The sequence below is a fragment of the Bacillus salacetis genome, assembly GCF_049177075.1.
Taxonomy (GTDB): domain Bacteria; phylum Bacillota; class Bacilli; order Bacillales; family Bacillaceae_B; genus Rossellomorea; species Rossellomorea salacetis_A.
This window is the reverse complement of record NZ_CP185377.1, coordinates 1030655-1053735: the sequence shown is the minus strand read 5'-3', so window position 1 is coordinate 1053735 and position 23081 is coordinate 1030655. Positions and strand designations below refer to the sequence as shown.

Annotated in this window: 21 protein-coding genes; 3 read left to right on the top strand and 18 right to left on the bottom strand. The window is 43.4% G+C overall.

The features are described 5' to 3' along the window. Positions 1-217 precede the first annotated feature (217 nt). The 4 genes from ACOJQI_RS05335 to ACOJQI_RS05320 form a co-directional block, all read right to left on the bottom strand. Positions 218-2113 carry a PrkA family serine protein kinase gene (locus tag ACOJQI_RS05335; protein ID WP_421383980.1) on the bottom strand — a complete coding sequence of 632 codons (1896 nt, stop codon included), beginning with the start codon at positions 2111-2113 and terminating at the stop codon, positions 218-220. A gap of 413 nt (positions 2114-2526) precedes the next feature. Next, positions 2527-3276, bottom strand: coding sequence for an oxygen-insensitive NADPH nitroreductase (gene nfsA / locus ACOJQI_RS05330; RefSeq protein ID WP_421383979.1), 750 nt, complete (start codon positions 3274-3276; stop codon positions 2527-2529). Positions 3277-3369: 93 nt separating this feature from the next. Further along, complete coding sequence (gene trmL, locus ACOJQI_RS05325) at positions 3370-3852, bottom strand: tRNA (uridine(34)/cytosine(34)/5-carboxymethylaminomethyluridine(34)-2'-O)-methyltransferase TrmL (RefSeq protein WP_421383978.1); 483 nt, start codon at positions 3850-3852, stop codon at positions 3370-3372. A 65-nt stretch (positions 3853-3917) separates the two neighbouring features. Beyond that, complete coding sequence (locus ACOJQI_RS05320; protein ID WP_421383977.1) at positions 3918-4775, bottom strand: amidase domain-containing protein; 858 nt, start codon at positions 4773-4775, stop codon at positions 3918-3920. A gap of 220 nt (positions 4776-4995) precedes the next feature. On the opposite strand from ACOJQI_RS05320, the gene ACOJQI_RS05315 reads away from it, so the two are divergent. Continuing rightward, positions 4996-5892 (top strand): glycerophosphodiester phosphodiesterase, encoded by an 897-nt coding sequence (locus ACOJQI_RS05315; protein WP_421383976.1) that lies wholly within the window; start codon positions 4996-4998, stop codon positions 5890-5892. Between the two features lie 88 nt (positions 5893-5980). On the opposite strand, the gene ACOJQI_RS05310 is transcribed toward ACOJQI_RS05315, so the two are convergent. Beyond that, positions 5981-6283, bottom strand: a complete 303-nt coding sequence (locus ACOJQI_RS05310) for a protein mistic (protein WP_421383975.1) — start codon at positions 6281-6283, stop codon at positions 5981-5983. 159 nt (positions 6284-6442) lie between these two features. On the opposite strand from ACOJQI_RS05310, the gene ACOJQI_RS05305 reads away from it, so the two are divergent. Continuing rightward, positions 6443-6715 (top strand): DUF1292 domain-containing protein, encoded by a 273-nt coding sequence (locus ACOJQI_RS05305; RefSeq protein WP_421383974.1) that lies wholly within the window; start codon positions 6443-6445, stop codon positions 6713-6715. A 14-nt stretch (positions 6716-6729) separates the two neighbouring features. Here the strand turns inward: ACOJQI_RS05305 and ACOJQI_RS05300 are convergent, their stop codons facing one another. The 4 genes from ACOJQI_RS05300 to queG form a co-directional block, all read right to left on the bottom strand. Next, positions 6730-8007 carry an MDR family MFS transporter gene (locus tag ACOJQI_RS05300; RefSeq protein WP_421383973.1) on the bottom strand — a complete coding sequence of 426 codons (1278 nt, stop codon included), beginning with the start codon at positions 8005-8007 and terminating at the stop codon, positions 6730-6732. A gap of 13 nt (positions 8008-8020) precedes the next feature. Beyond that, complete coding sequence (locus ACOJQI_RS05295; RefSeq protein ID WP_421383972.1) at positions 8021-8629, bottom strand: TetR/AcrR family transcriptional regulator; 609 nt, start codon at positions 8627-8629, stop codon at positions 8021-8023. 145 nt (positions 8630-8774) lie between these two features. After that, positions 8775-10004: a Bcr/CflA family efflux MFS transporter gene (locus tag ACOJQI_RS05290; RefSeq protein ID WP_421383971.1), complete on the bottom strand. Its 1230-nt coding sequence runs from the start codon at positions 10002-10004 to the stop codon at positions 8775-8777. A gap of 149 nt (positions 10005-10153) precedes the next feature. Beyond that, positions 10154-11290, bottom strand: a complete 1137-nt coding sequence (gene queG / locus ACOJQI_RS05285; RefSeq protein WP_421383970.1) for a tRNA epoxyqueuosine(34) reductase QueG — start codon at positions 11288-11290, stop codon at positions 10154-10156. Positions 11291-11629: 339 nt separating this feature from the next. On the opposite strand from queG, the gene ACOJQI_RS05280 reads away from it, so the two are divergent. Next, positions 11630-12301 carry a B3/4 domain-containing protein gene (locus tag ACOJQI_RS05280; RefSeq protein ID WP_421383969.1) on the top strand — a complete coding sequence of 224 codons (672 nt, stop codon included), beginning with the start codon at positions 11630-11632 and terminating at the stop codon, positions 12299-12301. Between the two features lie 117 nt (positions 12302-12418). Here ACOJQI_RS05280 and ACOJQI_RS05275 read toward each other — a convergent pair whose 3' ends face one another. The 9 genes from ACOJQI_RS05275 to ACOJQI_RS05235 form a co-directional block, all read right to left on the bottom strand. Continuing rightward, the gene (locus tag ACOJQI_RS05275) at positions 12419-13387 is read right to left on the bottom strand and encodes a sugar phosphate isomerase/epimerase family protein (RefSeq protein ID WP_421383968.1); all 969 of its coding nucleotides are present in this window, start codon (positions 13385-13387) and stop codon (positions 12419-12421) included. A gap of 12 nt (positions 13388-13399) precedes the next feature. After that, positions 13400-14440, bottom strand: coding sequence for a Gfo/Idh/MocA family protein (locus tag ACOJQI_RS05270; RefSeq protein ID WP_421383967.1), 1041 nt, complete (start codon positions 14438-14440; stop codon positions 13400-13402). Positions 14441-14452: 12 nt separating this feature from the next. Next, entirely contained in the window at positions 14453-15481 is a 1029-nt protein-coding gene (locus tag ACOJQI_RS05265; protein ID WP_421383966.1) for a Gfo/Idh/MocA family protein, read from the bottom strand. Beyond that, positions 15478-16212: a ThuA domain-containing protein gene (locus ACOJQI_RS05260; RefSeq protein WP_421383965.1), complete on the bottom strand. Its 735-nt coding sequence runs from the start codon at positions 16210-16212 to the stop codon at positions 15478-15480. Before ACOJQI_RS05260 ends, ACOJQI_RS05265 begins: the two co-directional genes overlap by 4 nt. 16 nt (positions 16213-16228) lie before the next feature. Beyond that, positions 16229-17806 carry a response regulator transcription factor gene (locus ACOJQI_RS05255; RefSeq protein WP_421383964.1) on the bottom strand — a complete coding sequence of 526 codons (1578 nt, stop codon included), beginning with the start codon at positions 17804-17806 and terminating at the stop codon, positions 16229-16231. After that, positions 17787-19598, bottom strand: a complete 1812-nt coding sequence (locus ACOJQI_RS05250; RefSeq protein WP_421383963.1) for a sensor histidine kinase — start codon at positions 19596-19598, stop codon at positions 17787-17789. Before ACOJQI_RS05250 ends, ACOJQI_RS05255 begins: the two co-directional genes overlap by 20 nt. 142 nt (positions 19599-19740) lie before the next feature. Continuing rightward, a complete protein-coding gene (locus ACOJQI_RS05245; RefSeq protein WP_421383962.1) occupies positions 19741-21024 on the bottom strand; it encodes an ABC transporter substrate-binding protein in 1284 nt (427 codons plus the stop codon). 71 nt (positions 21025-21095) lie between these two features. Next, a complete protein-coding gene (locus ACOJQI_RS05240; RefSeq protein ID WP_421383961.1) occupies positions 21096-21923 on the bottom strand; it encodes a carbohydrate ABC transporter permease in 828 nt (275 codons plus the stop codon). Continuing rightward, positions 21923-22864, bottom strand: coding sequence for a carbohydrate ABC transporter permease (locus tag ACOJQI_RS05235; RefSeq protein WP_421383960.1), 942 nt, complete (start codon positions 22862-22864; stop codon positions 21923-21925). Before ACOJQI_RS05235 ends, ACOJQI_RS05240 begins: the two co-directional genes overlap by 1 nt. Between the last annotated feature and the right edge of the window lie 217 nt (positions 22865-23081).

Below are 23081 nucleotides of genomic sequence, written 5' to 3'. Positions count from 1 at the left end.
AAATAATTTCGACAATTGTACGTTCACCTATAAAATGGACAAGCCATCTTCTGGCTGTAATCAGGTGTGTATAAATAAGTATTAAAGGGACTGGCTGCTTATGAGTAAAAGTAAGAAGAAACTTAAAAATGGGCGGTTTCTATTTCACTCTCCAAAGAAAAAACAGAAAGCCGGCAGCCCCCGTAAGCAGACTGCCAGCTCTTCCTTTTAAACCTGGTTATCGATTCAACAAGCTTCCGACATATTTTAACAGATCATTAGCTGATGTTGAGTTATAGCCGTATTCGTCAATCAATCTCGCAACAACTTCATTAACCTTCTTCAGTTGCTGCTCATCCGGTGTCTTGGAAGAAGTCGTAATCTTAACGACATCTTTAAGGTCGGCAAACAACTTCTTCTGGATAGCTTCTCTCAAGCGGTCATGGGAGTTATAGTCAAATCGTTTACCTTTCCTCGCATACGCAGAAATGCGAATCAGGATTTCTTCACGGAATGCTTTTTTCGCATTTTCCGAGATGCCGATCTGCTCTTCGATTGACCGCATTAATTTCTCATCTGGATTAATCTCTTCACCCGTTAAAGGATCACGCAGCTTCGCTTTGTTACAGTAAGCTTCCACATTATCCAGATAATTGTCCATAAGCGTCTTCGCAGATTCTTCATACGAGTATACAAACGCTTTTTGGACTTCTTTTTTGGCAATGTCATCGTATTCTTTCCGTGCAACGGATATGAAGTTGAGGTACTTATCTCTTAATTCCTGCGTAATGGATGGATGCTGATCCAGTCCTTCTTTCAAGGACCGCAGGACATCCAATGCATTGATTGACGACATTTCCTTACGTATGATTGTAGAGGAAATCCGGTTGATGACATAACGCGGATCGATGCCGCTCATGCCCTCATCCTGGTATTCTTTTTTCATCTCATCTACATCCGCAGAGTTGAAGCCTTCCACACTCTCTCCATCATACAATCTCATCTTCTTGATCAAATCGATGTCGCCGCGTTTTGGTTCCTTTAACCTCGTTAGGATGGTAAACATCGCCGCGACCCTTAATGTGTGCGGTGCAATATGGACATCAGACACATCACTTTCCTTGATCATTTTCTCATAGATTTTTTCTTCTTGAGTCACTTTTAGATTGTATGGTACAGGCATTACAATGATCCTTGAGTGCAAGGCTTCATTTTTCTTATTGGAAATAAAGGACCTGTACTCTGTTTCATTTGTATGCGCCACGACCAGCTCGTCGGCTGAAATCAGTGCAAACCTGCCAGCTTTAAAGTTGCCTTCCTGGGTCAGGGACAGCAAATGCCAGAGGAACTTTTCATCACACTTCAACATTTCCTGGAATTCCATCAGCCCGCGGTTGGCTTTATTCAGTTCTCCATCGAAACGGTAGGCACGGGGATCCGATTCCGACCCATATTCAGCAATGGTGGAAAAGTCGATACTTCCCGTTAAATCGGCAATATCCTGAGATTTCGGATCTGATGGACTGAACGTTCCGACACCCACCCGCTTATCTTCTGAGAAGAAAACTCTTTCGACCAGGACATCTTCAATCCGGCCGCTGTATTCCTTCTCCACTCTCATTGTATTTAACGGTGAAAGATTGCCTTCAATCCTGATACCATATTCTTCATGAAAATCTTCACGCAGATGCTGTGGAATCAAATGAAGCGGATCTTCATGCATCGGACATCCTTTAATTGCGTAAATGGCTCCACGATCTGTTCGTGAATAAGCCTCCAGACCTCTCTTTAACATGGATACCAGCGTAGACTTACCACCGCTGACAGGCCCCATTAAGAGCAGGATTCTTTTTCTGACGTCAAGCCTTTTGGCAGCCGGATGAAAATATTCTTCAACCAGCCTTTCCAAAGCTTCCTCCAGCCCGAACAGCTGGTTGCTGAAGAATTTATATTTTCTTTTCCCGTTAACTTCTTCTACCCCTGCATCTTTAATCATATTGAACACACGTGAATGTGCTGACTGAGCTACAATTGGTCTTTCTTTAATAATGTTTAGATAATCTGCAAATGTACCTTCCCATTTCAACTTCTCTTCTTCAACACGATAGCCTTCAACCTTTTTTAAAATATCCATATAGGACCTCCCCTGTCACTTGTTGAGAGCGATTATTATACTCTATGCCCTCAATTAGACAATCATGCTAAATAAAGAAAAATGTCCTGATGTTCAAAAAGCTTTCAAATATTTCTTATAAAAAAACCGGGATAACATTCACATAAACAGGGAAATAGGCTATACTAAGAGAAGGATTGACTACGAATCATTGATATGAGGAGGCTTACATAGATATGGGTACAATTATGATTTTAGGCGTTTCCGCTGCATTCCTTACAGCCATCTTTACAGCTGGCTACAACAGCAAGCCTGGCACAAACAAAGACTGATCATGAGTACAAAAATCCCCGCCGGATGGCGGGGATTTTCATTTTCAGCCGGTCATGGATTTGTGGTTCATTTTCTCGACTAGTGAAAAAAATAAACCGCAATCACTTCAAATCATACTTCTTCTTCTCAACAAACTCTTTCATATACATCCGTTTTTTAGCTGACAGCATTCTTGCCATTTGAGCGGACCAGGTGTCCGTCCGCTTTCCATTGGTCCGTTCCTGATAATACTTCGAAACAGTCTCATCATACTCGTCGAGTTCCCTGGCCACCGTTTCCTTGTCGGATCTGTAGGTGTTTTCATGATACACATGGGATAAAGGCCTTCTTGGCTTGAGTTCATTATCTTCATCAGGTACCCCGACTGCCAGTCCGAATAAAGGAATGACCCTTTCCGGAATCCCAAGAACCTCACTCACCTTATTTAAATCATTCCGGATTCCGCCTATGTAGCAAATCCCAAGGCCCATTGATTCGGCAGCAACACTTGCATTCTGGGCGGCAAGGGCTGCATCAATGAGTGCAACCATGAATTTCTCGGTACTTTCGAGTGACTCGGTTACTTCTGCTCCTTCCTTTTCGCCGATGACTTCATGGCGGTAAAGGTCTGCACAAAATACGAAGAAGTGACCGTTTTCTTTCACATAACTTTGATTCCCGGCAATTGCAGCAAGTTCCGCCTTCTTTTCCGGATCGGTTACCCCGATGATCGTGTAAGCCTGAATCATGCTGGAAGTTGATGCTGCCTGTGCACTTTTCACCAATGTTTCGATTTGTTCCCCCGTCAGCTGCTCATCCTTGAATTTCCTCACTGACTTATGAGATAAAATGGTCTCGATAGTAGAATTCATGTATTAAGTACCTCCCATTGTCCATAATATCCTCTATGTTAAGGCTCCCCCTGGAACAAGACAAATAAAAAGAACCGGAATGAACCGGTCCTTTTAATATTTCCTATTCAACTGTAAGTAATCCTGCTGGCGCAATGCTTCATAAACAAGGATTGCTGCCGTGTTGGAAAGGTTAAGGGATCTGACATTTTCATTCATCGGTATGCGGAGGCAGCGATCCTTATTGTTTTCGATGATTTCATCCGGCAGACCTGTTGTTTCCCTGCCAAAGATAAAAAAGTGATCCTTCTCCTTGTTGCTGTAATCATAGCCGGAATGGACATTCTGACCATATTTTGTCAGATAATAGAACTCTCCGCCTTCATTTTTCTCGAAAAATTCCTCAATGGAATCATAGTAGATGATCTCGACAAACTGCCAGTAATCAAGCCCCGCTCTGCGGAGCATTTTATCATCCGACGAAAAACCCAATGGCCTGATCAGATGCAAAGTCGTGTCTGTTGCTGCGCATGTCCGGGCGATGTTTCCTGTGTTCGCCGGAATCTCTGGTTGATATAAAACTACATGTATACCCACTAATTCGTCACCTCGGTATTAAACTCTATGTGACATTATACCACTGATTGTTCCAGGAACAATCTCTATTCATCATCAACAATGGTGAAAAATTTATATTTGATATTCGGTGTATAGGCGGTTGAATCCTCATAGTTCCAATAACGCAGCCTGCTGTTGTACGTATGGGCATTGACCAGCGGCATTCCAAAGGCGTCCTTGGATGTCACGATCGTGTTGTGATTATACCTTCCATCCCCTTCAAAGTCATAACAAATGACGTCACCAAGTTTTAATTCATCCGGACTGCCCACTTCATTTGCCCGTAAACCCGTTTTGGAAGCAGGCAGATACAAACGAAGTGAGTTGGCTACAGACCAGCTGTAACTCCAGTTATTATTCCGCATCCACCAGCCTGTTCCCCGTTTTGGATATCCTCTCATCGGTGCCTCGCCTGCGTGCAGGCACTGTGAAATGAAGTTCGTACAATCCACCTCAAATTTTTTGTAAGCAGGATTATAGCTGTTCCACCACTTTTCTGCATATTGTACGGCCTTCAGCCGGTCATATTGATAAGAGACACGTTCATCTTCCTGCTCCCGGAAGTTGATTTCCGGCTCTATCAGATGGCTGTAATCGACTGCAACCTCATCATCGCTCACAAGCTGGTCTTTGTAAAAAAAAGCTTCCCTCGTTTCAATTTCTTCCTCTATATGCATCATGTCTTTTTGTTTAATCAAATATTTCAGGTGCAGGTGGTAATCAACCTTGCTGCCATTCTCAATTTTTTCAATTGATTGGATTTGACCCGTTCCTTCAATTTTAACGATTTCTCCGTTCCTGTTCTGAAGCAGTTCATTCTTTCTTTGAAACTTATCAGAACCTTCCCCATCAACAAATTGATCGATCCTTTCCTCCAGTCTCGATTGCAGTTGCCTTCTCATGTTTTCAGCCTCCTTCTCTCATTCATTTCTATGATGGAAGGAAGCGGTGCAAAACTATTTTTTGATCATGAAAATTAGAATAATCAATTGAAAATGCCGATTGGTTCACTGACCATCCGTCCCATTTCTGCATATTTTATTATATAAAGAACATTTTTGAGTGTAAAAACCTTTTAGTATTGGGTAAAGAGTAACAAAGGACAAAAATTGGAAGGGAGGAATGTTTATCAGGATACTGCTTTCTTTGTTTCTTAGCTTCTCCGTATTCTTTTTCTTGAATGGAATTTCAGAATCTTTCGCCAGCGATTCAGCTGACAATACAATGATTGTCGCTCACCGCGGAGCTTCTGCCCTTGCCCCGGAAAATACCATTTCCGCCTTTGACATGGCTGTCAGCCTTGGCGCTGACTACATTGAAGTCGATGTTCAAATGACAAAGGACGGTAAGATAGTGGCAATGCATGATGTTACGGTAGACCGGACAACCAATGGGACCGGAAGAATCAAAAACCTAACCTACGAAAATCTGGCGGTTCTTGATGCCGGCAGCTGGTTCAGCCCAAAATTCAAGGGCGAGAAAGTCCCCTCTCTTGAAACTATCCTTGACCGATATGAGGGACGGATCGGAATTTTGATTGAACTTAAACACCCCTCTATTTACCCCGATATTGAAGAAGAACTGGCAGCTATTTTAAACGAAAGATTAACTTCAAATGAGTCTCCAGCCAATATTATTGTCCAGTCATTTGACAAACAATCCATTCAGGAATTTCATCAATTGATGCCCATTATCCCAACAGGAATCATCATTGGAACTTCTGAGTTCTCCTCTGAGGAAGATTTATTTGCAGTTGATGGATTTGCCTCTTTTATCAACCCTAAAGCTACCCTGGTAGATGCGAATTTCATGCAGCAGGCCAAAGATAGAAACCTGAATGTCTTTACATGGACGGTATCTGATTCAAAAACGGCCCAAAACTTGCGAAACCTAAATGTAAATGGCATCATTACCAATTACCCCGCAGAACGTTACTATACTTCAGACGGATTACTGGAAAAGGCCTCATTTATCATCAGCGCCATAACCTTCCTGGCTATGGTCCTTGTAAAAAAATGAAAGGAGGCGTCCCCTCCGTCAATGAAACAGATGAAATCCTAAAAAAACAGAGAAAATTCATTTCATTTTCTCTGCTTTTTCATGGTCTTCAACTCTCTTCGTCCCCTGTTTCTTCCTCTTCACTTTCTTCATTATCCTCGCCGGATTCCACATCATCGAGCGGCAGCCATTCAAGGAGTTCAGCTATCACCTTATTTACCTTTGCATTGACTTCTTCACCGCCAAACTTGATGATGGCTCTGCTCAATAGACTTTCATTGGCTTCTGTCAACTGGAGAAGCGGCTTATCTTCCACCGATTCATTATACAGCTCAATAAAACTGTCCAGTCCTTCCGATAACTGATCGATTGCCTGACTGAGCTGATTCCTTTCCTGATCGTCAATCTTCAAAACGATCCGCCCCCCTTACTGAAATTTTATCTTAGTATGTCCGTTCATCCACCCAATCAAATAATTTAAATATGTTTGTTCTTTTTACACCCTTACACACATGAACCCTGATCTGAATGGAAACGATAATCAGGAAAACTATCACTGGGGGAATAGACGATGCATGATGTGTATAGAGACAGCATTACAATTGAAGATGTAAATGGTAAACAGGAACAATATTCGGTAGAAGCCTTATTTGAAATGAAAGGCAATTCTTACGCAATGTTAAAGTCAGAAGCTGCGAATCATACAATTGTGATGAAAGTCGAGGAGGAAGGGAATGAGCAGTACCTTGTAAGCATCGGTAATGAAAAAGATTATGACTCCATCCTTGATGCCTACCAAATTGCTGTTGAAGGTACAGAAAACCTTGAACCAGAACAGCAATAAATCCATAAATCAACTCAAGACGGAACTGCTGTTTTGGCTTCCGTCTCATTATCTGTCTTTTCAAGTCTTTTCATAATAATTGAGTAAAGCGATGTGCCTGTCAGCCCCAAAACAAGCAATATTGCGCCCATTGAAACAGGGTGGATCCATTCACCGGCAATGATCAATAATGAAGCTACAATCATCGCCCCATAGAAAGTCAAACTATAAAATGCCATATACGTACTTCTTGCATGAGATGGGGCCAAATCGCCTATCATTGCCTGTTTAATCGGAACATACATGAGCTCCCCGACTGTTCCGATGAACATCGCAATGAACAAGAACCAAATATTGTTGGTAAAAGCGAAGACGCTGAAGCAAACGGAAAAGACAAACATGCCTGTCACAAGGGTCGAGCGGTCTTTCCATTTTTTAAAGAGAACCAGGACAGCCGCTGAAAGTATGACCACCAATACTGTATTTTCCGTCCGCAGAAAACCGAGCACCTTAGTGCCATCAAGCATGAAATCCATCCCCAAGAAGGAAGCGGACTGTTCCGGAATGTCTCTTTCCAACCGGATACCGACATAGTTGGTTAACGACTGTTCCAAAGAAAGAACCAATACGGCCCCCGCTATATAGAACATAAAAAGTTTATCTTTCATAACGGCAGCATATTCCTGGAGCATTGAAGATGAAGTGTTTTTTTCCTTAGATTTGACTGGTGAAGGATTGGGTGTGTAGGTTTCTGTGATGAAGAATACGGTTACGAGTACCGAAAGCAGGGAAATGGCTGAAACTCCGATAAAAAGTTCGAATAAATAAGTTTTGAAGAGGAAGGCTCCTATTATCCCCCCGATGGCGGTAGCAAGGTTGCCCAGCCAATAACTAATGGTGAACACAAGTTTTCTTGATGCGGAATCAGTGACATCAATAATCATGGCTTGCGCTGCAGGCTGAAACATCCCCCCTGAGAACATATTGATAATGAATAATCCAGCTGATACATAGGGCAGGTCAAACCAGGGAGAATTACAGACAGCAATCAGAAGATAAGAAATCAGTACACCAATTTCAGAATAAATCATGATTTTCCTTCGCCCGATTTTATCAGAAATATGGCCCCCTATGAAACCGCCGGCAACTCCGCTGATGACGATCAGCACCAGGATGATGCCAGTCACTGCCGCACCAATTTTTTGCGCAAAATAAATGGCCAGAAAAGGAATGACTGCCATTGAAATAAGCCCTCCTAAAAACTGCATGCCCAGCCGGAGTTTAATATTAGGATGAATGTCTTTCAATTTCATAAGTGATTCCTCCTTATTTTGTTGTAACGGGTCCGAATAACCGCAGTGCCTGGATGGTCAAAGCTGGCCAAATAGAGTGAGTCGGTTCATCGATGAACGTAAGCCTCATCCCATTCAAAATCGATAAGTAGGATTGCGCTATTAAAGCAGGGGATTCATCATAAAAAACCTCTTGCCCCTGTCCTTTTTCAATTACAGGAGTAATACTTTCCACAAAGGTGTCCACAAAATGATCGAGTTCCTCAAACAGTTTTGGAAAGCGGTCAGGCCTTCCGAGCACCTGTTGAATAAGGCGCAAAAATTCACTTCGTTCAGAAAACAGGTCAACATGGAAATCAATCATTTGCCTGATTGCTTCTATTGGTGTTCCCTGAAACCGGGTTTCCACCTCATAGAAAAATGGCTTTATCTCTTCCAGCGGCTCCAGAATTGCTGCCTCATATAAGGTCTCTTTTGTTTCAAAATAAGTGAAAACCGTTCCAAAACTGACACCTGCTTCTTTAGCAATCGCTGCAATTGTCGTTTCTGCAAATCCGTTTTCACTGAATATCTTGATTGCCGCCCGTAGAATTCCTTGTCTTTTGAGTTTCTTTTTTTCACTCATGGATAGATGTTCAGACATACTTATTTATCCTCTCTTATAAAATTGATTGATTAATCAATCAAAATATATCATGTCTTCCATCAAATGTAAATACTTTCTTTTCCAGTTAATTAAAAAACAGGCACAAAATTGTGCCTGTTCCCTTATGGTCTTTAAGAAGTTATCAGTTCCTTTTTGCATTTAAATTAAGAGCCAGCCCTTTTCTTGCACCTGTTAAGGTGAAAAATGCAACCGCCCCTAAAGAAGCTGAAATAAACAAAACCGCCCCCATCGGGACAGCTGTGGTTTCATCAATGCCGACAAGTGGCGACACAATCGATCCAACGACCAGCGGCAGCATCCCCAGCACGGCACTGGCACTTCCCGCGCGATGTCCCTGATGTTCCATCGCCAGTGTAAAGGTACTTGTCAGGACCATCCCCATGGAAGTCATGTAGATGAAAATCGGGATGACGACAGCGGCAAGCGGTCCTTCGGTAATCGTCATGAGCAGCAGAAATGCCGTTGCGCTTACTGCGATGATAACTGCGGCTCTAAGCAGCTTTCTTTCATGAATGATTCCTCCCAATCTGCCTATGATAAAACTTCCAGTAATAATTGCCAGACCATTTATCCCGAATAATATACTGAAGACCTGGGGAGATACCCCATAAATCCCTTGATATACGAACGGTGTCCCAGATACATAAGCAAAACTTCCGCCATGAATCAAGCCAACTGTCAAAGCGTAGCCGATAAATGCCCGGTCTGTTAATAGACTGCCGATGGTGCGGACGGAACTTCCGAGTGAACTTGGAATTCGCTTTTCTTCAGGCAGCGTCTCCTTCAGTTTCATTGCGATGACTGCAACAATGATAAATCCAAGCAGTCCAAGAAAAAAGAATATCGTGTTCCATGTTGCAAAAGGGAGCAGCAGTATGGCTCCTCCTGCGATAGGAGCAATCAGTGGTGCTGTCGCATTTATGACCATAAGGAGAGCGAAGAACTTGGTCAATTCCCTCCCGCTGAAGATGTCACGGACAACGGCCCTGGAAAGCACAACTCCTGCTGAAGCTGTAAACCCCTGTAAGAAGCGGGCAGCTATGAGGATCGTAATATTAGGGGCGACTGCACATAAAATCGAAGCCAGTGCGAACAAAAAGATAAACAGCAGTAAAGGGCTCCTCCGTCCCTTTGCATCGCTGACCGGGCCTACTACTATCTGCCCCGCAGCCAGTCCGATCAAACAGCTTGTCAAACTGAGCTGAACCTGTGAAGCTGTTGCAGCCAAGTCTTCCGCGATACCTGGAAAACTTGGTAAATACATATCAATATTGAGGGGGCCGAGAATTCCGAGCATTCCAAGAAGAAATGCCAAACCGATCCGTTCCCTGCCTGTTGGTTGTTGAATCATCGTTCCTTAACTTCCTTCCTGTCCGACACTTTCAGTTTTTTCCAAATAGTTCATTTGATTCTAGCAGAAGTGTCAGCCAAAATACAAAACAAATGACTTGGTTATTTTAAAAATAAAAACAGCCAAAGCATGACAGCTTTAACTGTTTTTCATTGTGTTGATATCATTTCCAAGCCTTTATTGACCTCAGATATCACATCTTCATCCTTTTCTTTTGCAAGAATCTTTTGAAGTGCCTCTTCAGCTTCAGCTCCCCCGATTTTGCCCAAAGCCCAGGCAGCAGTTCCTCTGATTACAGGTCTTACATCGTTCTCCATCACAGAGATGAGATCGGGAAGCGCTGTTTCATCTTTATAGTGAGCTAAAGCGATTATCGCATTTCTTTGAATCGGCTTTTTCCCTCTCCATGAACCTGACACATGACCGTACTTTTCTTTGAAATCCCGGTTGCTGATCGTCAATAGTGGTTTCAGCAAGGGCTTGGCGATTTCAGGATCGGGTTCCATTTCCCAGTGATTATGAAAGTCTTTCCCTTTATTTTCAGGACAGACTGTTTGGCAGGTATCACATCCATATAACCTGTTGCCAAGTTTGGCCCTGAATTCATCAGGCAGGAAACCTTTTGTCTGAGTTAAAAAAGCTATGCAGCGCTGAGCATTGAGTTGTCCGCCCTCAACCAGCGCTCCAGTCGGGCAGACATCCACACACTTATTGCATGTGCCGCACTGGTCCTCCATCGGCTCATCGGGTGCAAACGGCAGATTGGTGATCATCTCGCCGAGATATACATAGGATCCGAACTCCGGAGTAATAATCGCACAGTTCTTTCCGCTCCAGCCTATACCCGCACGTTGTGCAACCGCCCTGTCGACAAGTTCTCCCGTATCGACCATGGATTTGAACTGAGCTTCCGGGACTCTTGATCTGATGTAGTCTTCCAGCTTGGCCAAACGGTCTCTTAAAACATCATGATAATCCGTTCCCCATGAAGCCCTGCAGAAAATCCCTCTGCGTTCTCCTTTTTTGCTTTGGGGAGCGTTCTTCATTCTTGAAGGGTAGGCGAGAGCAATCGCGATGATTGATTTCGGCCCATCGAATATCAGTGAAGGGTCCACACGTTTTTCTATATCTTTTTCCTCAAAGCCGGATTGATAGCCCAGCATTTCCTGCCGAAGCAGCCGATTCTTCATTTCGGAAAATGTATCGGCTGTAGTAAAACCGATTTTATCAATGCCAATTTCTTTACTGTATTCAATAATGTCCTGCTTCAGTTGATCGAAATCCATTGCTCTCTCCTCCTTTCTAAAAAAACGATTTCCGCTCCAGGTGGGCGACTCCGCGGGGCGGGCGGTGAGCCTCCTCGGCTTTGCCTCCGGGGTCTCACCTGTCCCGCTAATCCCGCAGGAGGTCGCACACCTTCCGCTCCAATCAATTATATAGAATTGCTAACTATTAGATTTAGGTCACTCTTTCTTTATAAGCAAAGCTAATGTATTCATTTTAAATATCAAGGTCAAGGTAGTAACTCTTCCTCGGTATATACTTTAAATCATCAAATTCTCTTCTATGAAATATAGCCGTGTATTATGATAAACTATTTTAAAATAAATGTGGAGGGAAAATTAGTGGAAATTTCAATAAGCCCGGAAATTGCAGCCAAAGTGGACGGCTTTAAAGTCGGATTTATACACTATAAAGGTATAGAAGTCGGAGCCTCACCCCAAATGCTGAAAGGAAGACTGCAGCTGTTTCAAGAATCAATTTTCTTTGACCTTCAGGAAAAACCTGTTACAGAGATTGACGGGGTTGCTCAGTGGAGAGAGATTTTCAAATCAGTCGGAAAAGACCCAAATCGATATCGTCATTCCGCTGAGGCACTATACCGCAGAATCAAAAAGCAGAACTACCTGCAAACAATAAATTCTGCCATAGATTTAAACAACTTCTTTTCACTTCAATACGAAGTACCGATCGGCATTTATGACCTGGATAAGCTGAAGGGTGATCGTATTGAACTTAGACTTGGTTCAGAAGGTGAAACATATACAGGGCTGAACGGACGGGAAAACTCGCTGGAAAATCTGATTGTTGCCTGTGACAATGAAGGCCCATTTGGCAGCCCGTTTGTCGACTCTTCAAAAGCTCCTGTTGGAGAAGAAACCCAAAATGCAGTGCAGATAATCTTTTTAAAACCATCCCTTTCGCTGGAGGATAGTGAAATGCTGACAAAATCCCTTATGGATATGTTTATCTCCATTCATGGCGGAGAGGGCCGCTTTTCAATTTCGGAAGGATAAATCAATGTTTAGCAGAGACCATTTGGGTTTCTGCTTTTTTGTATGCTGCTCTAGGTGTAATACCCCTCAAACCAGAAAAAGAGACCCTGCAGGATCTCCTTTCCCAATAAACTGTACTCACACCCACCACATATCCGCTGGTTGTTCTTCAATTAAAATGGATTTCAAGTTTTTCACCGCACGAGAGAATCCTTCTTCAATGGACATAATTGGATCTTCGTGTTCTATGCTGACAACGTAATCATATCCGAAAGTCCGCAGTGCGCTCATCATGTCAGACCATTCCTGCATGCTGTGGCCGCAGCCGACCGAGCGGAAAGACCATGCTCTCGTCTGGATGTTTCCGTATGGCTGCATATCTGTCAGGCCGTACATGTTGACATTGTCCTGGTCGATATATGTGTCCTTTGCATGGAAGTGGTGAATGGCCCCTGCCTTGCCAAGGATCTTGATAGCCGCGACAGGATCAATCCCCTGCCACCATAAGTGACTTGGATCCAGGTTGGCCCCGATTGCCTCACAGGTTTCTTCACGCAGCTTCAACATTGTATATGGAGTGTGTACAAGGAACCCTCCGTGAAGTTCCAGGCCGATTTTCACATTGTTTTCTTCAGCCAACTTACCCATCTTCTTCCAATAGGGAATCAACTTTTCTTCCCACTGCCACTTTAATATATCGCCATATTCGTTAGGCCAAGGAGAAACCGGCCAATTTGGATGTTTTGCCCCTTCATGATCTCCGGCTGTGCCCGAGAAGCAATTGACAACAGGAACATCCATCAAACCGGCAAGCCTGATCGTTTTTTCTAACGCGAGATGGGACTCTTCAGCAAACTCCTTATCGGGAGAAATTGGATTACCATGACAGCTGAATGCACTGATGGATAACCCCCGGGATGTCACTTTGTTTAAATAAGCCTCTCTCTTTTCTTCACTTTCCAAAAGAGCATCCAAGTCACAGTGAGCATTTCCCGGATACCCCCCTGTTCCGATTTCAACAGCACTAAGCCCCGCTTCTTTTACATAATCCAGCATATCTTCAAAGTCTTTCTGTGAAAACAGAACGGTAAATACACCTAATTTCATAAACGCTTCCTCCTACTGCAGCCGGATGCTTTGACCCTTTTCACTGCTTTGGTATATTGCATCGATGATCTGCGATACTTTCATTGCTTCTTCCGGTTTGACAACAAGTTCTTCAAGACCCAGGCAGCTTTTGATGAAGTTCTCTGCCTGCGGAACACCCGGATTATCTTCTCCTGGCACCCAATCGGCATTACTGCTCAGAAGCATACCATGTTTTCTTTGGTTTATATGAAGGGGAAACAAATCAAGCCCTCCAGAGAGGCCCGAGATGCTCATCACTTCTTCGTCGCTCTTCACATTGGCGCTCCAGGAAGTTTCAAATAACAAGGATGCCCCGTTATCAAACTTAATATAGGCAGTTACGTGGTCATCCACTTCGAAGGTTTCCCTGTCAAAGTCCCCCCACATATTGACTTCATCTTGTATTTTACTGAGTTTGTTATAGGTGGTGCCCGTAACCTCGACTGGGGTCGGATTCCCCAGCAGCCACAAGGATAAATCAAGGAAATGGCAGCCGTAGTCAATCAGGCTTCCTCCGCCTTGAAGTTCTTTATTCGTAAACACTCCCCATCCGGGAACTTTTCGTCTGCGGACTGCTCTGGCTCTTGCCACGATCGGTTCTCCAATTTCGTTCTGGTCAATCAGTTTTTTCGCTGCCTGGCACTCTTTCATGAACCTGTAATGATAGGCAATACTCAAGGTTTTGCCAGACTCTTCTGCCGCATTGATCATTTCCTGGCATTCTGCAGGTGCCATCGCCATTGGTTTTTCACAGAATACATGAACACCCGCTTTCAGTGCGGCGATTGAAATCTCCGCATGAAACTTGTTCGGTGTACAGACCGTCACTGCATCCACATGGGAAAACATTTCATGGTAATCAGCGAACACTTTTGGTATCCCAAACTCGGCAGCCGCGTCTTCTGCTGTTTTGAAGTTGATGTCACTGACTGCTTCGATTGAAACGATTTCAGATAATTGTTTATAGGCAGGAATGTGGCGTGACTGGGCAATCCCGCCGACGCCAATCAATCCCATCCGGAGTTTTGTCATGTTGAAAGCACCTCAGTCGATTTTTACAATTCGTTTAGTTTCGTTTGATTCCAGGGCGGCCAGTACGACCTGCAGAGATTTCATCCCTTCGTCCCCCGTAACAGCCGGTTCAGTATCATTCACAATCGCACCCACAAACTGTTCGATGACATGGGAATTCCTTTGTCCGCCTTCTTCATTCGTCTGGATACCGCCAAGCTCATACTTGACCACTTCCCCTGTTGCGTATTGAACAATCAGAGAGTGAACAGGATCATCTTCAAGGCGCAGGATGGCCTTCTCCCCGTAGATAATCGTTGAATTGTCTTCTTTCGAGACATACGACCAGCTGGCTGCAAGAGTCCCGATAATGCCGCTTTCTGTTTTTAACACACAGACAGCTGTATCATCTACATCTGCATCTGCCTTTGCAGTTGTTTCTATGAACGAGCCTACCTCCGCAAATTCTTCACCGAGTATGTAGCGCAGCAAATCTGTTTTATGGACACCCAAGTCACCCATTGCGCCAATAAACGCCTCACTCTTCTTAAAGAACCAGCTGTCCTTGCCATCTGCACTCCAGCCTTCCGGTCCTCCGTGTCCAAAAGCTGAACGGAAACTGTAGATTTTCCCGATCTCTCCGCTCTCGATTAACTTTTTTGCCTTTTGGTGTGAAGGAACAAAGCGCTGATTATGAGCAATCATCAGTTTTTTCCCGCTTCCTTCCGCTGCCTGAATCATTTCCTGTGCTTCTTCTGAAGATGTGGCCATAGGTTTTTCACACAGAACATGCTTGCCTGCTTTCAAAGCCGCAACTGTGATAGGAGCATGCAGGTAATTAGGGGTACAGATACTGACAGCCTCAACATCTGCATTGGCAAGCAGTTCCTCATATTGTGTATAGCCCCTGGCTCCATACTGGTCGGCCACCTTCTGCACCCGTTCTTCAACAATGTCACAGACCGCCGCAATTTCCACATACTTATTATTCATATATTCAGGCAGATGGCGGTGCTGAGCAATGCTTCCACAACCGATTACACCGATTTTAATCTTTTTCATGATTCTTCCTCCGATCCTTTAATGGTTTCCAATGGTTTTGCATTTCCATAGACAGGTCTTTCGCGATTCACAGGGGCTGCCCACTTCACGGCATTCAAAATTACTTTTTGGACTTCCTTGTTGTAATAAGTCGGATAGGTTTCATGGCCTGGACGGAAATAGAATACTTTTCCGTTGCCGCGCTTATAAGTGCATCCGCTTCTGAACACTTCCCCTCCCTCGAACCAGCTCACCATCACTAGCTCATCAGGAGCCGGAATATCAAAATGCTCTCCGTACATCTCTTCTCTTTCAAGTTCAATATACTCTCCAAGGCCTTCCGTGATCGGATGACTCGGATCGACCATCCATATGCGCTCCTTCTCATTTGCCTCCCGCCACTTAAGATCACAGGAAGTTCCCATCAATGTTTTAAAAATCTTAGAAAAATGGCCGGAGTGCAGGACGATCAAACCCATTCCATCCAGGACGCGCTGTCTTACTCTCTCCACCACTTCATCAGATACTTCTTCATGTGCGATATGTCCCCACCATAAAAGGACGTCGGTCTTTTCCAGCACTTCTTCTGTCAGGCCGTGCTGCTCTTCATCGAGGGTGGCGGTCTTCACATTGAAAGATTCCTCTCCCAAGAATGAAGCGATAGCCCCGTGAATTCCCTCAGGATAGATTTCCCGTACTTTCTCACTCTTTTGTTCATGACGGTTTTCATTCCATACTGTAACGTTTAACATGATATAACCTCCATTGTCAGGATTTTGCAGAAAGAGATTGCCTATAGTCATTCGGCGTAATTCCTTCTACCTTTTTAAATACTTTGCTGAAGTATTTTTCGTTTTGGTAACCCACTCCATAGGCCACTTCATAAATTTTCAAATATGGATTCCCCAGCAGTTTTTTGGCTTTTTCCATCCTGATGCCCGTCAGGTAATCTGTAATGGTTGCATCATAGTCCTGCTTGAATTTCCTCGATATATATTCCCTGCTAAGATAGAACCTGTCGGCAATCTCCTGAAGAGTAATATCCTCCTGATAATTTTTTTGCAGGTACTCTTCAATCCTCTGCATACTGTTTTTCTCTTTCTGATATTTTGCTTGTGACAAAAGGTTGACCAGTTCCTTAAATTCTCCCAATTTCTCCTTTTTGAATTTTTGGAGAGAAAAAGCACCATCTTCCTTCCAGTAATCCTGCCGCTGCGGCAGTTCCGTATCACTATTCATTTCGTATTCTTTTAACCAATTATTCTTCAATAATTCAAATTGACTTTCCCATGCTTCAATTTGTTCCAAAGAGATGATGAATTCTTCTTCCAGCAAGTTGAAGAGACGGTTGATTTGTGATTCTATTTGTTTCATGCTTCCAGTACTCAGAGCCCACTTCAAGTCATTGGAATAATCAAGCAGGTGCAAAAGCGGGCTGCCAGCTATATCCTTGGCCGTCACCACTTTCTTAGCTTTCATAAGGTCATGTTTTCTTACTATTTGATGGGAAGAGTTGTATGCCTCTTTGATATTGGAAGATCTCATCCCAAGGGCCATGATGGGCTGAGCTTTGCTGTATTGATAGATTGCTGCATGGATATCATGAAGCAGCAGTGGAGCGTTTTGCTCATTCCATATTAAAATGACAAGTTCCTCTTCATTGTTAATGTTCTGAAAACAGACACCTTCATTATTTTTCCTTAAGAGTTCATTCGCAATATTGCTAAGTGTGAAGAAAGCCAATTCCACTTCAGACTGAAACGCCTTTATCACCAGCGGCCATATGGGAATTACCGCGATTCTCACTTCCTTTTCGGATAAGGATACACCAAATTCACTCCTGAACCTGTCTTCTGCTGCTGGTGGCAAAGCTCCCGTATGGCAAAGCTTGGAGAACAAGCGGTCCCAGTAAAGGGGCTTCACCTCATTGAGGACCTGGCTTTCTTTGACTTGACTTTTCCTTGTACGTGCCTGTTCCATCCACTCACTGACGGCTTTCCCAAGTGCTTCATTCAACAATTCAGGTTCAATCGGCTTCAAAATATAATCAAAACTCTTATAATAGAGAGCATTTCTCATATATTCATAGTCATCATGGCCGCTCACAACGATTGTTTTACTATGAAGCTCGCATGAATGAAGCCATTTCAACAGGCTGATTCCATCTCTGCGGGGCATCCTCATATCAGTAAATATGATTTCCGGCCGATGTTCCTTAATCAGTTCGATGGCTTCCTCCCCGTCCTCTGCTTCCAAAATTGTATGAATTCCATGCTGTTCCCAATCGGCAAGCAAAATCAGCCCTTCTCTGACATGCTTTTCATCATCAATTATGATTGCTTTCAAAAGTTTCCCCCTCCATCCTTACCGGCAGCCTCATTGTGACAATAAAGCCTCCGTCTTCTATATTCTGTAATTCGAGGCTTGCCTCCTGTTCATAGTAAAGTTTCAGACGGACATACACATTCTTTAATCCAATACTCGTATTGTCACCTGTCTTATTCCTGGAGTCAGTGTTAAAATGGTCATGGATTTCCTCGAGCCTTTCCTTCGTTACCCCTGCGCCGTTATCTTCAACAGTGATGACCAGGTCCCCCGACTCCCCGAAACATTTGAGGGTCAGCCTTCCTATCCCATCCCTGATATCAAATCCATGTTTAAAATAATTCTCTATAACCGGCTGCAGCAGCATTTTGGGCACCTGTGCTTCCCTGATCTCCTCTTCAACTTCAATTGAATATTCCAGGTGTTCTCCAAACCGCTCCTTCTGTAAAAGAAGATAAGCCCGGGTATAATTAATTTCTTTACTGAGCGGAACGATATCTTCCTCCATATCCATCCCATATCTCATGATTTTGGAGAGATGAGTAATCAGGGTATAGATTTGCGGGACTTTATTTTTCAAGGCAATGGTCCCGATTGACTGCAAGGCATTATAAAGAAAGTGCGGGTTGATCTGTGACTGCAGAACCTTCAGCTGGTTTGTCTTATTCTCCAGTTCCAATTTATATTCCCTGTTGATCAGATGATTGATTCTTCCGATCATTAGCTGGAACCGGGAACCAAGGAGCCCGATTTCATCCGTTCCAAAAGATTGGGACTCAATTTTCATATCGCCTTTTTCCACCTGCTGGATATTATGGAGAAGCACCCGGATCGGGGAAGTGATTTTGAACGATACGAACAATATGGACAGAATGACAAGCGACAGACCTACAATCCCGAACAAGATATTGATCTTTGCTACGCTGAAAGCACTCTCGTACAGGTTGGCATAGGAGACCCTTTTCACTAAAATCCAGCCGCCTGCAGATGGAGAGAGACGGTCATACATCATTACTCCATTAAAAGAATCCTCTTTCCATTCGAGTGTGCCGGATGCTTCTTGAGCTTCGACGATTTCCGGGATCCAGTCCTGGCTTTTCTGTTTGCGGGTGATGTTACTGTTGGAGCTGTAAATCATCTCTCCTTCGGAAGTAAGCAGGTAGAACTCTTCAGTTTCAGCGTTATATAAATTCCTGCTCAAGTCCAAAATCTTTTCTGGTGATATCTCCATTGAAATATAGGAGAGTACTTCATCATCCGGAACGTTTGTAAAGGCTCGATGGATGGTGACGATATTTCTTGATTTTTTCCAGCCATTCTCCTGCTGGGCGGGGGCAGGCTCGATATACATGTTATATGGGCTCCGTTTGGCTCTCATAAAAACATCAAGCATTTTCTCTTTATTTCTGGTTGAAAAAACTACCGTTGAATGTTTCGTAGCAGAAATCACCCGGTCATCTTCCGCGAAAGAAATGCTGACCTCGTTTATCGTATCTTCCGTGTAGAGAATCGTTTGCACAACGTTCTTGACAATACCAATGGTCAGGTAATTACTCTCATTCCCCGGGGATCTTAAATAATTGATGAAGTCAGGGTTGTTATATAGAGATATAGTCAAACTATTTAACTCATTAATATAGTTTTCCAGATTTACTTTGCCTTGATAGAGCAGGTTGCTGCTTTCCTGGACGACTTCTTCCTCTATCGAATTTTTCGTGTATAAATATGTAATGATGATTGAACTTCCAAATGGAATGATGGTGGTGATCATTAACAAGACGATCAGCTTGTTCCGGATACTGTTCTTTAACATAAAGGTGATCCCCCAAGTTTCTCATATACACTAGTATAGAGTGTATAACCTCATTAATGAAAGCGTTTTTTTGTGGTTTCTGTCAAGGATATAAATAGAAAGCATGTCTGTGAAAGACATGCTCTCTCTATGAAACTATTCCTTACTTCAGATTATCCCAAGTAGTTTGGAATCTCTCAAGCAGGGTGTCATAATCGATTTTTCCTGCAGCATATTCCTGGATAGCCGCTGCAAATTCCTTGTTCGCTCCGTCCGGCCATCTGAACCAAGTCCAAGGAATGGTCTTTTCCTCTTTTGAATACTCAAGGATTGACTGCCCTAAGTCACCAAGACCTGCCGGTTCAATGTTATCGAATGCCGGAACGAACGCAAACTCTTCAGTGATGTAGCGTTTACCCGTTTCCGAAGAAACCATCCACTCCAAGAATGTTTTCGCTTCTTCCAAATGCTCGGAATTCTTATTCAATACCCAGTTGTTCGGTACTCCGACCGGCAAACGGTCAGCACTGCTTTCATCATTGCTTATCGGAATCGGCAGGAAGCCCATATTGATGTCCGGATTGATTTCAGTAATCATGTTTTCAGTCCAGTTACCTTGCTGAAGCATAGCTGTTTCACCAGAAGCAAACAGAGTGACTTGAGTGTTATAATCTGTTGTCAATGGATTATCATTTGCATATTTCAACTCAGTATCAAGTACTTCCTTGAACTGCTCAAACTTCTCATTTCCAACAATCTTTTCAGATCCGTCATAAAGGCCTTCGATATAGGCAACAGGATCATCTTGCTGAGCAAATGGGATGTTAAGCAGATGCTGTCCAATTACCCACCACTCGCCATATCCGGCAGAGAAAGGTGTGATACCCGCAGATTTTAATTTTTCCGACGCATCTTTCAATTCATCGATTGTTGCAGGCGGCTCAGTGATCCCCGCTTTTTCAAATAAATCTTTGTTATAAACAAATCCATAGCCTTCAAGGTTAACCGGCATACCATACAGTTTGCCGTCTGTATCCGTCATCGGTACTTTACCAATCGGAAGAACGTGTTCCACCCAAGGCTCTCCTGACAGGTCAGCCAGCTTTTCCTTCCAAAGTTCCAACTCTTTGAATCCACCGTTATTGAATATATCCGGCTCTTCACCAGAAGCGAACTTAGCCTTAAGCGCTGCACCGTAATCGGCACCGCCGCCGACCGTTTCAAGCTTAACCTTGATGTTTGGATGCTCAGCTTCGAATTCTTTGATCATTTCCGCAAGCTGATCAGCAATTTCAACTTTGAACTGGAAGAAGTTAAGTGTCACCACTTCATCCCCTGAGTCCGTGTTTCCTTCTGAATTTCCTGAACTATTTTCAGAAGAGGAGCATCCGGAAACTATACCGAATACAAAAACTAAAGACATACATAAAAGCAGAAAACGTTTCATAAATGGTTTGACCTCCCTGGTACTTAATATTATTTTATATAAATTCCTGTAGATTACCAGGAACTTTATATCTACTTAATAGATCCTGCAGCGATTCCCTTAATGATATGCTTTTGCAAAAATAGGAAGAAGATGATAATTGGCGTTATTCCAAGAACCAATGCCGCCAGTCCCATATCCCATTGCTTCGTATATTGAGCAAAGAAGGAGCTGGCTGCCAATGGAATTGTTCTCAGTTCAGCGTCCTGCAATACAAGCAGCGGAAGCAGATAATCATTCCAAATCCATAAGGTGTTTAAAATGATAACAGTGACTGTAATCGGCTTGAGGAGAGGAAAAACAATTCTCCAGAATACCCCAAACTGGCTGGCTCCATCGATCATCGCCGATTCCTCGATTTCCACCGGCACGGTTTTCACAAAGCCGTGATATAGGAACAGTGATAATGGAACACCGAAACCGAAGTACATGATGATCAGCCCCGGTATACTGTTAGTCAGGTGCAACGCCCCTCCCAGCTTCATAAGCGGGATCATCACCGTCTGGAAGGGAATCACCATTGCAGATACAAAAAAGATGAATAAGATCTTGCTTACCTTGCCAGGTGTCCGCACCATCTTCCATGCGGCCATTGAGCTGATGATGACCAATCCCAGGTTGCTGAACACAGTTATAATCAGTGAGTTCCAGAAGGCTCTAGGGAAGTTGATGATATCCCAAACCTTTGAGTAGTTAGAGAACAGGAATTCTTCCGGCCATGCTGCCGAATCAATTAGGATGGCCGCAAATGGCTTTACGGAGTTAATCAGCACAAAGTAGAAAGGTATAAGGAAAATGAGCCCTACTGTAATTCCAATAATCTCAAGAACAAATGTCTTTTTCGTATAGCGGCTGCCCATTATGCCTCAACCTCCTTCTTCTTTGTCAGCATTACCTGAGCAGTAGTAAAGATGGCTACGACAACAAAGAAAAGGATGGATTTCGCTGTCCCCAAGCCGTAACGGTTATTTTGGAACGCTTCCTGATAAATGTTTATGGCTACTGATTGAGTCGAGTTGAATGGTCCTCCGCCTGTCAGGGATATATTCAAATCAAAGATCTTGAAGGCCATTGAGATGGTCAGGAAGAAACAGATGGTGAATGCCGGCAAGATCAACGGAATAATGATCTTGGTGAGAACAGCCCAGCTTGAAGCCCCATCAATTTTTGCTGCCTCTAGCAGGTTATTGTCGACCCCTTGCAGAGCTGCTACATAGATGACCATCATATAGCCGCTGATCTGCCAGGCAAAGACGATCACAATACCCCAGAAGGCAGTTGTTTCATCCCCAAGCCACGGCATTTTAAAAAATCCGATATCCGTCATGTTCCCAATTGAAGCAAACCCTTTGACGAAGATGAACTGCCAGATGAATCCGAGCAATAAACCACCGATGACATTTGGTATAAAAAACACCGTTCTTAATATATTCCGAGTTTTTAAGGCGGCATTCAAAAGCAGCGCAAAACTAAATCCTATTAAGTTACTAATAATGACAGCTGCAAACATGAATTTCGTTGTAAACATGAATGAATTGAAAAAGGCAGGATCATCCGAAAAGATTTTCTTATAATTTTCAATCCCTACCCATTCAACGACCGAACTGACTCCGTTCCACGAAGTAAAAGAATAATAAAGCCCCATTAGAAAGGGAACGATCTGAATCACCAGGAAAAACAACAGCGCAGGCCCTACGAAGGCTGCATAGGATAATATCCTCTTGTACCTTGTCTTTCTCTTGGATGGCGTCTTGATCTGTATCTCAGGACTCACAGGCCCTGTCTCAATCTTTGTCTCCACCGGTATCACCGCCTAATATCATTACTTTCTTAAAGTATAATGGAAGCGCTTTCTTAAAAAGGTATACTAAATTGACAAAGAAGGAGCAAAATTGTGATTAGTGAAGAAGTGACTATTGGTGACAGTCACTTCCCGGAATATGAGGTTTTTTGTCCAAGGATGAAGAGATTATATTAATGGTTTTCATTCCAGGCACTATATAAGTAATAAAATAAAC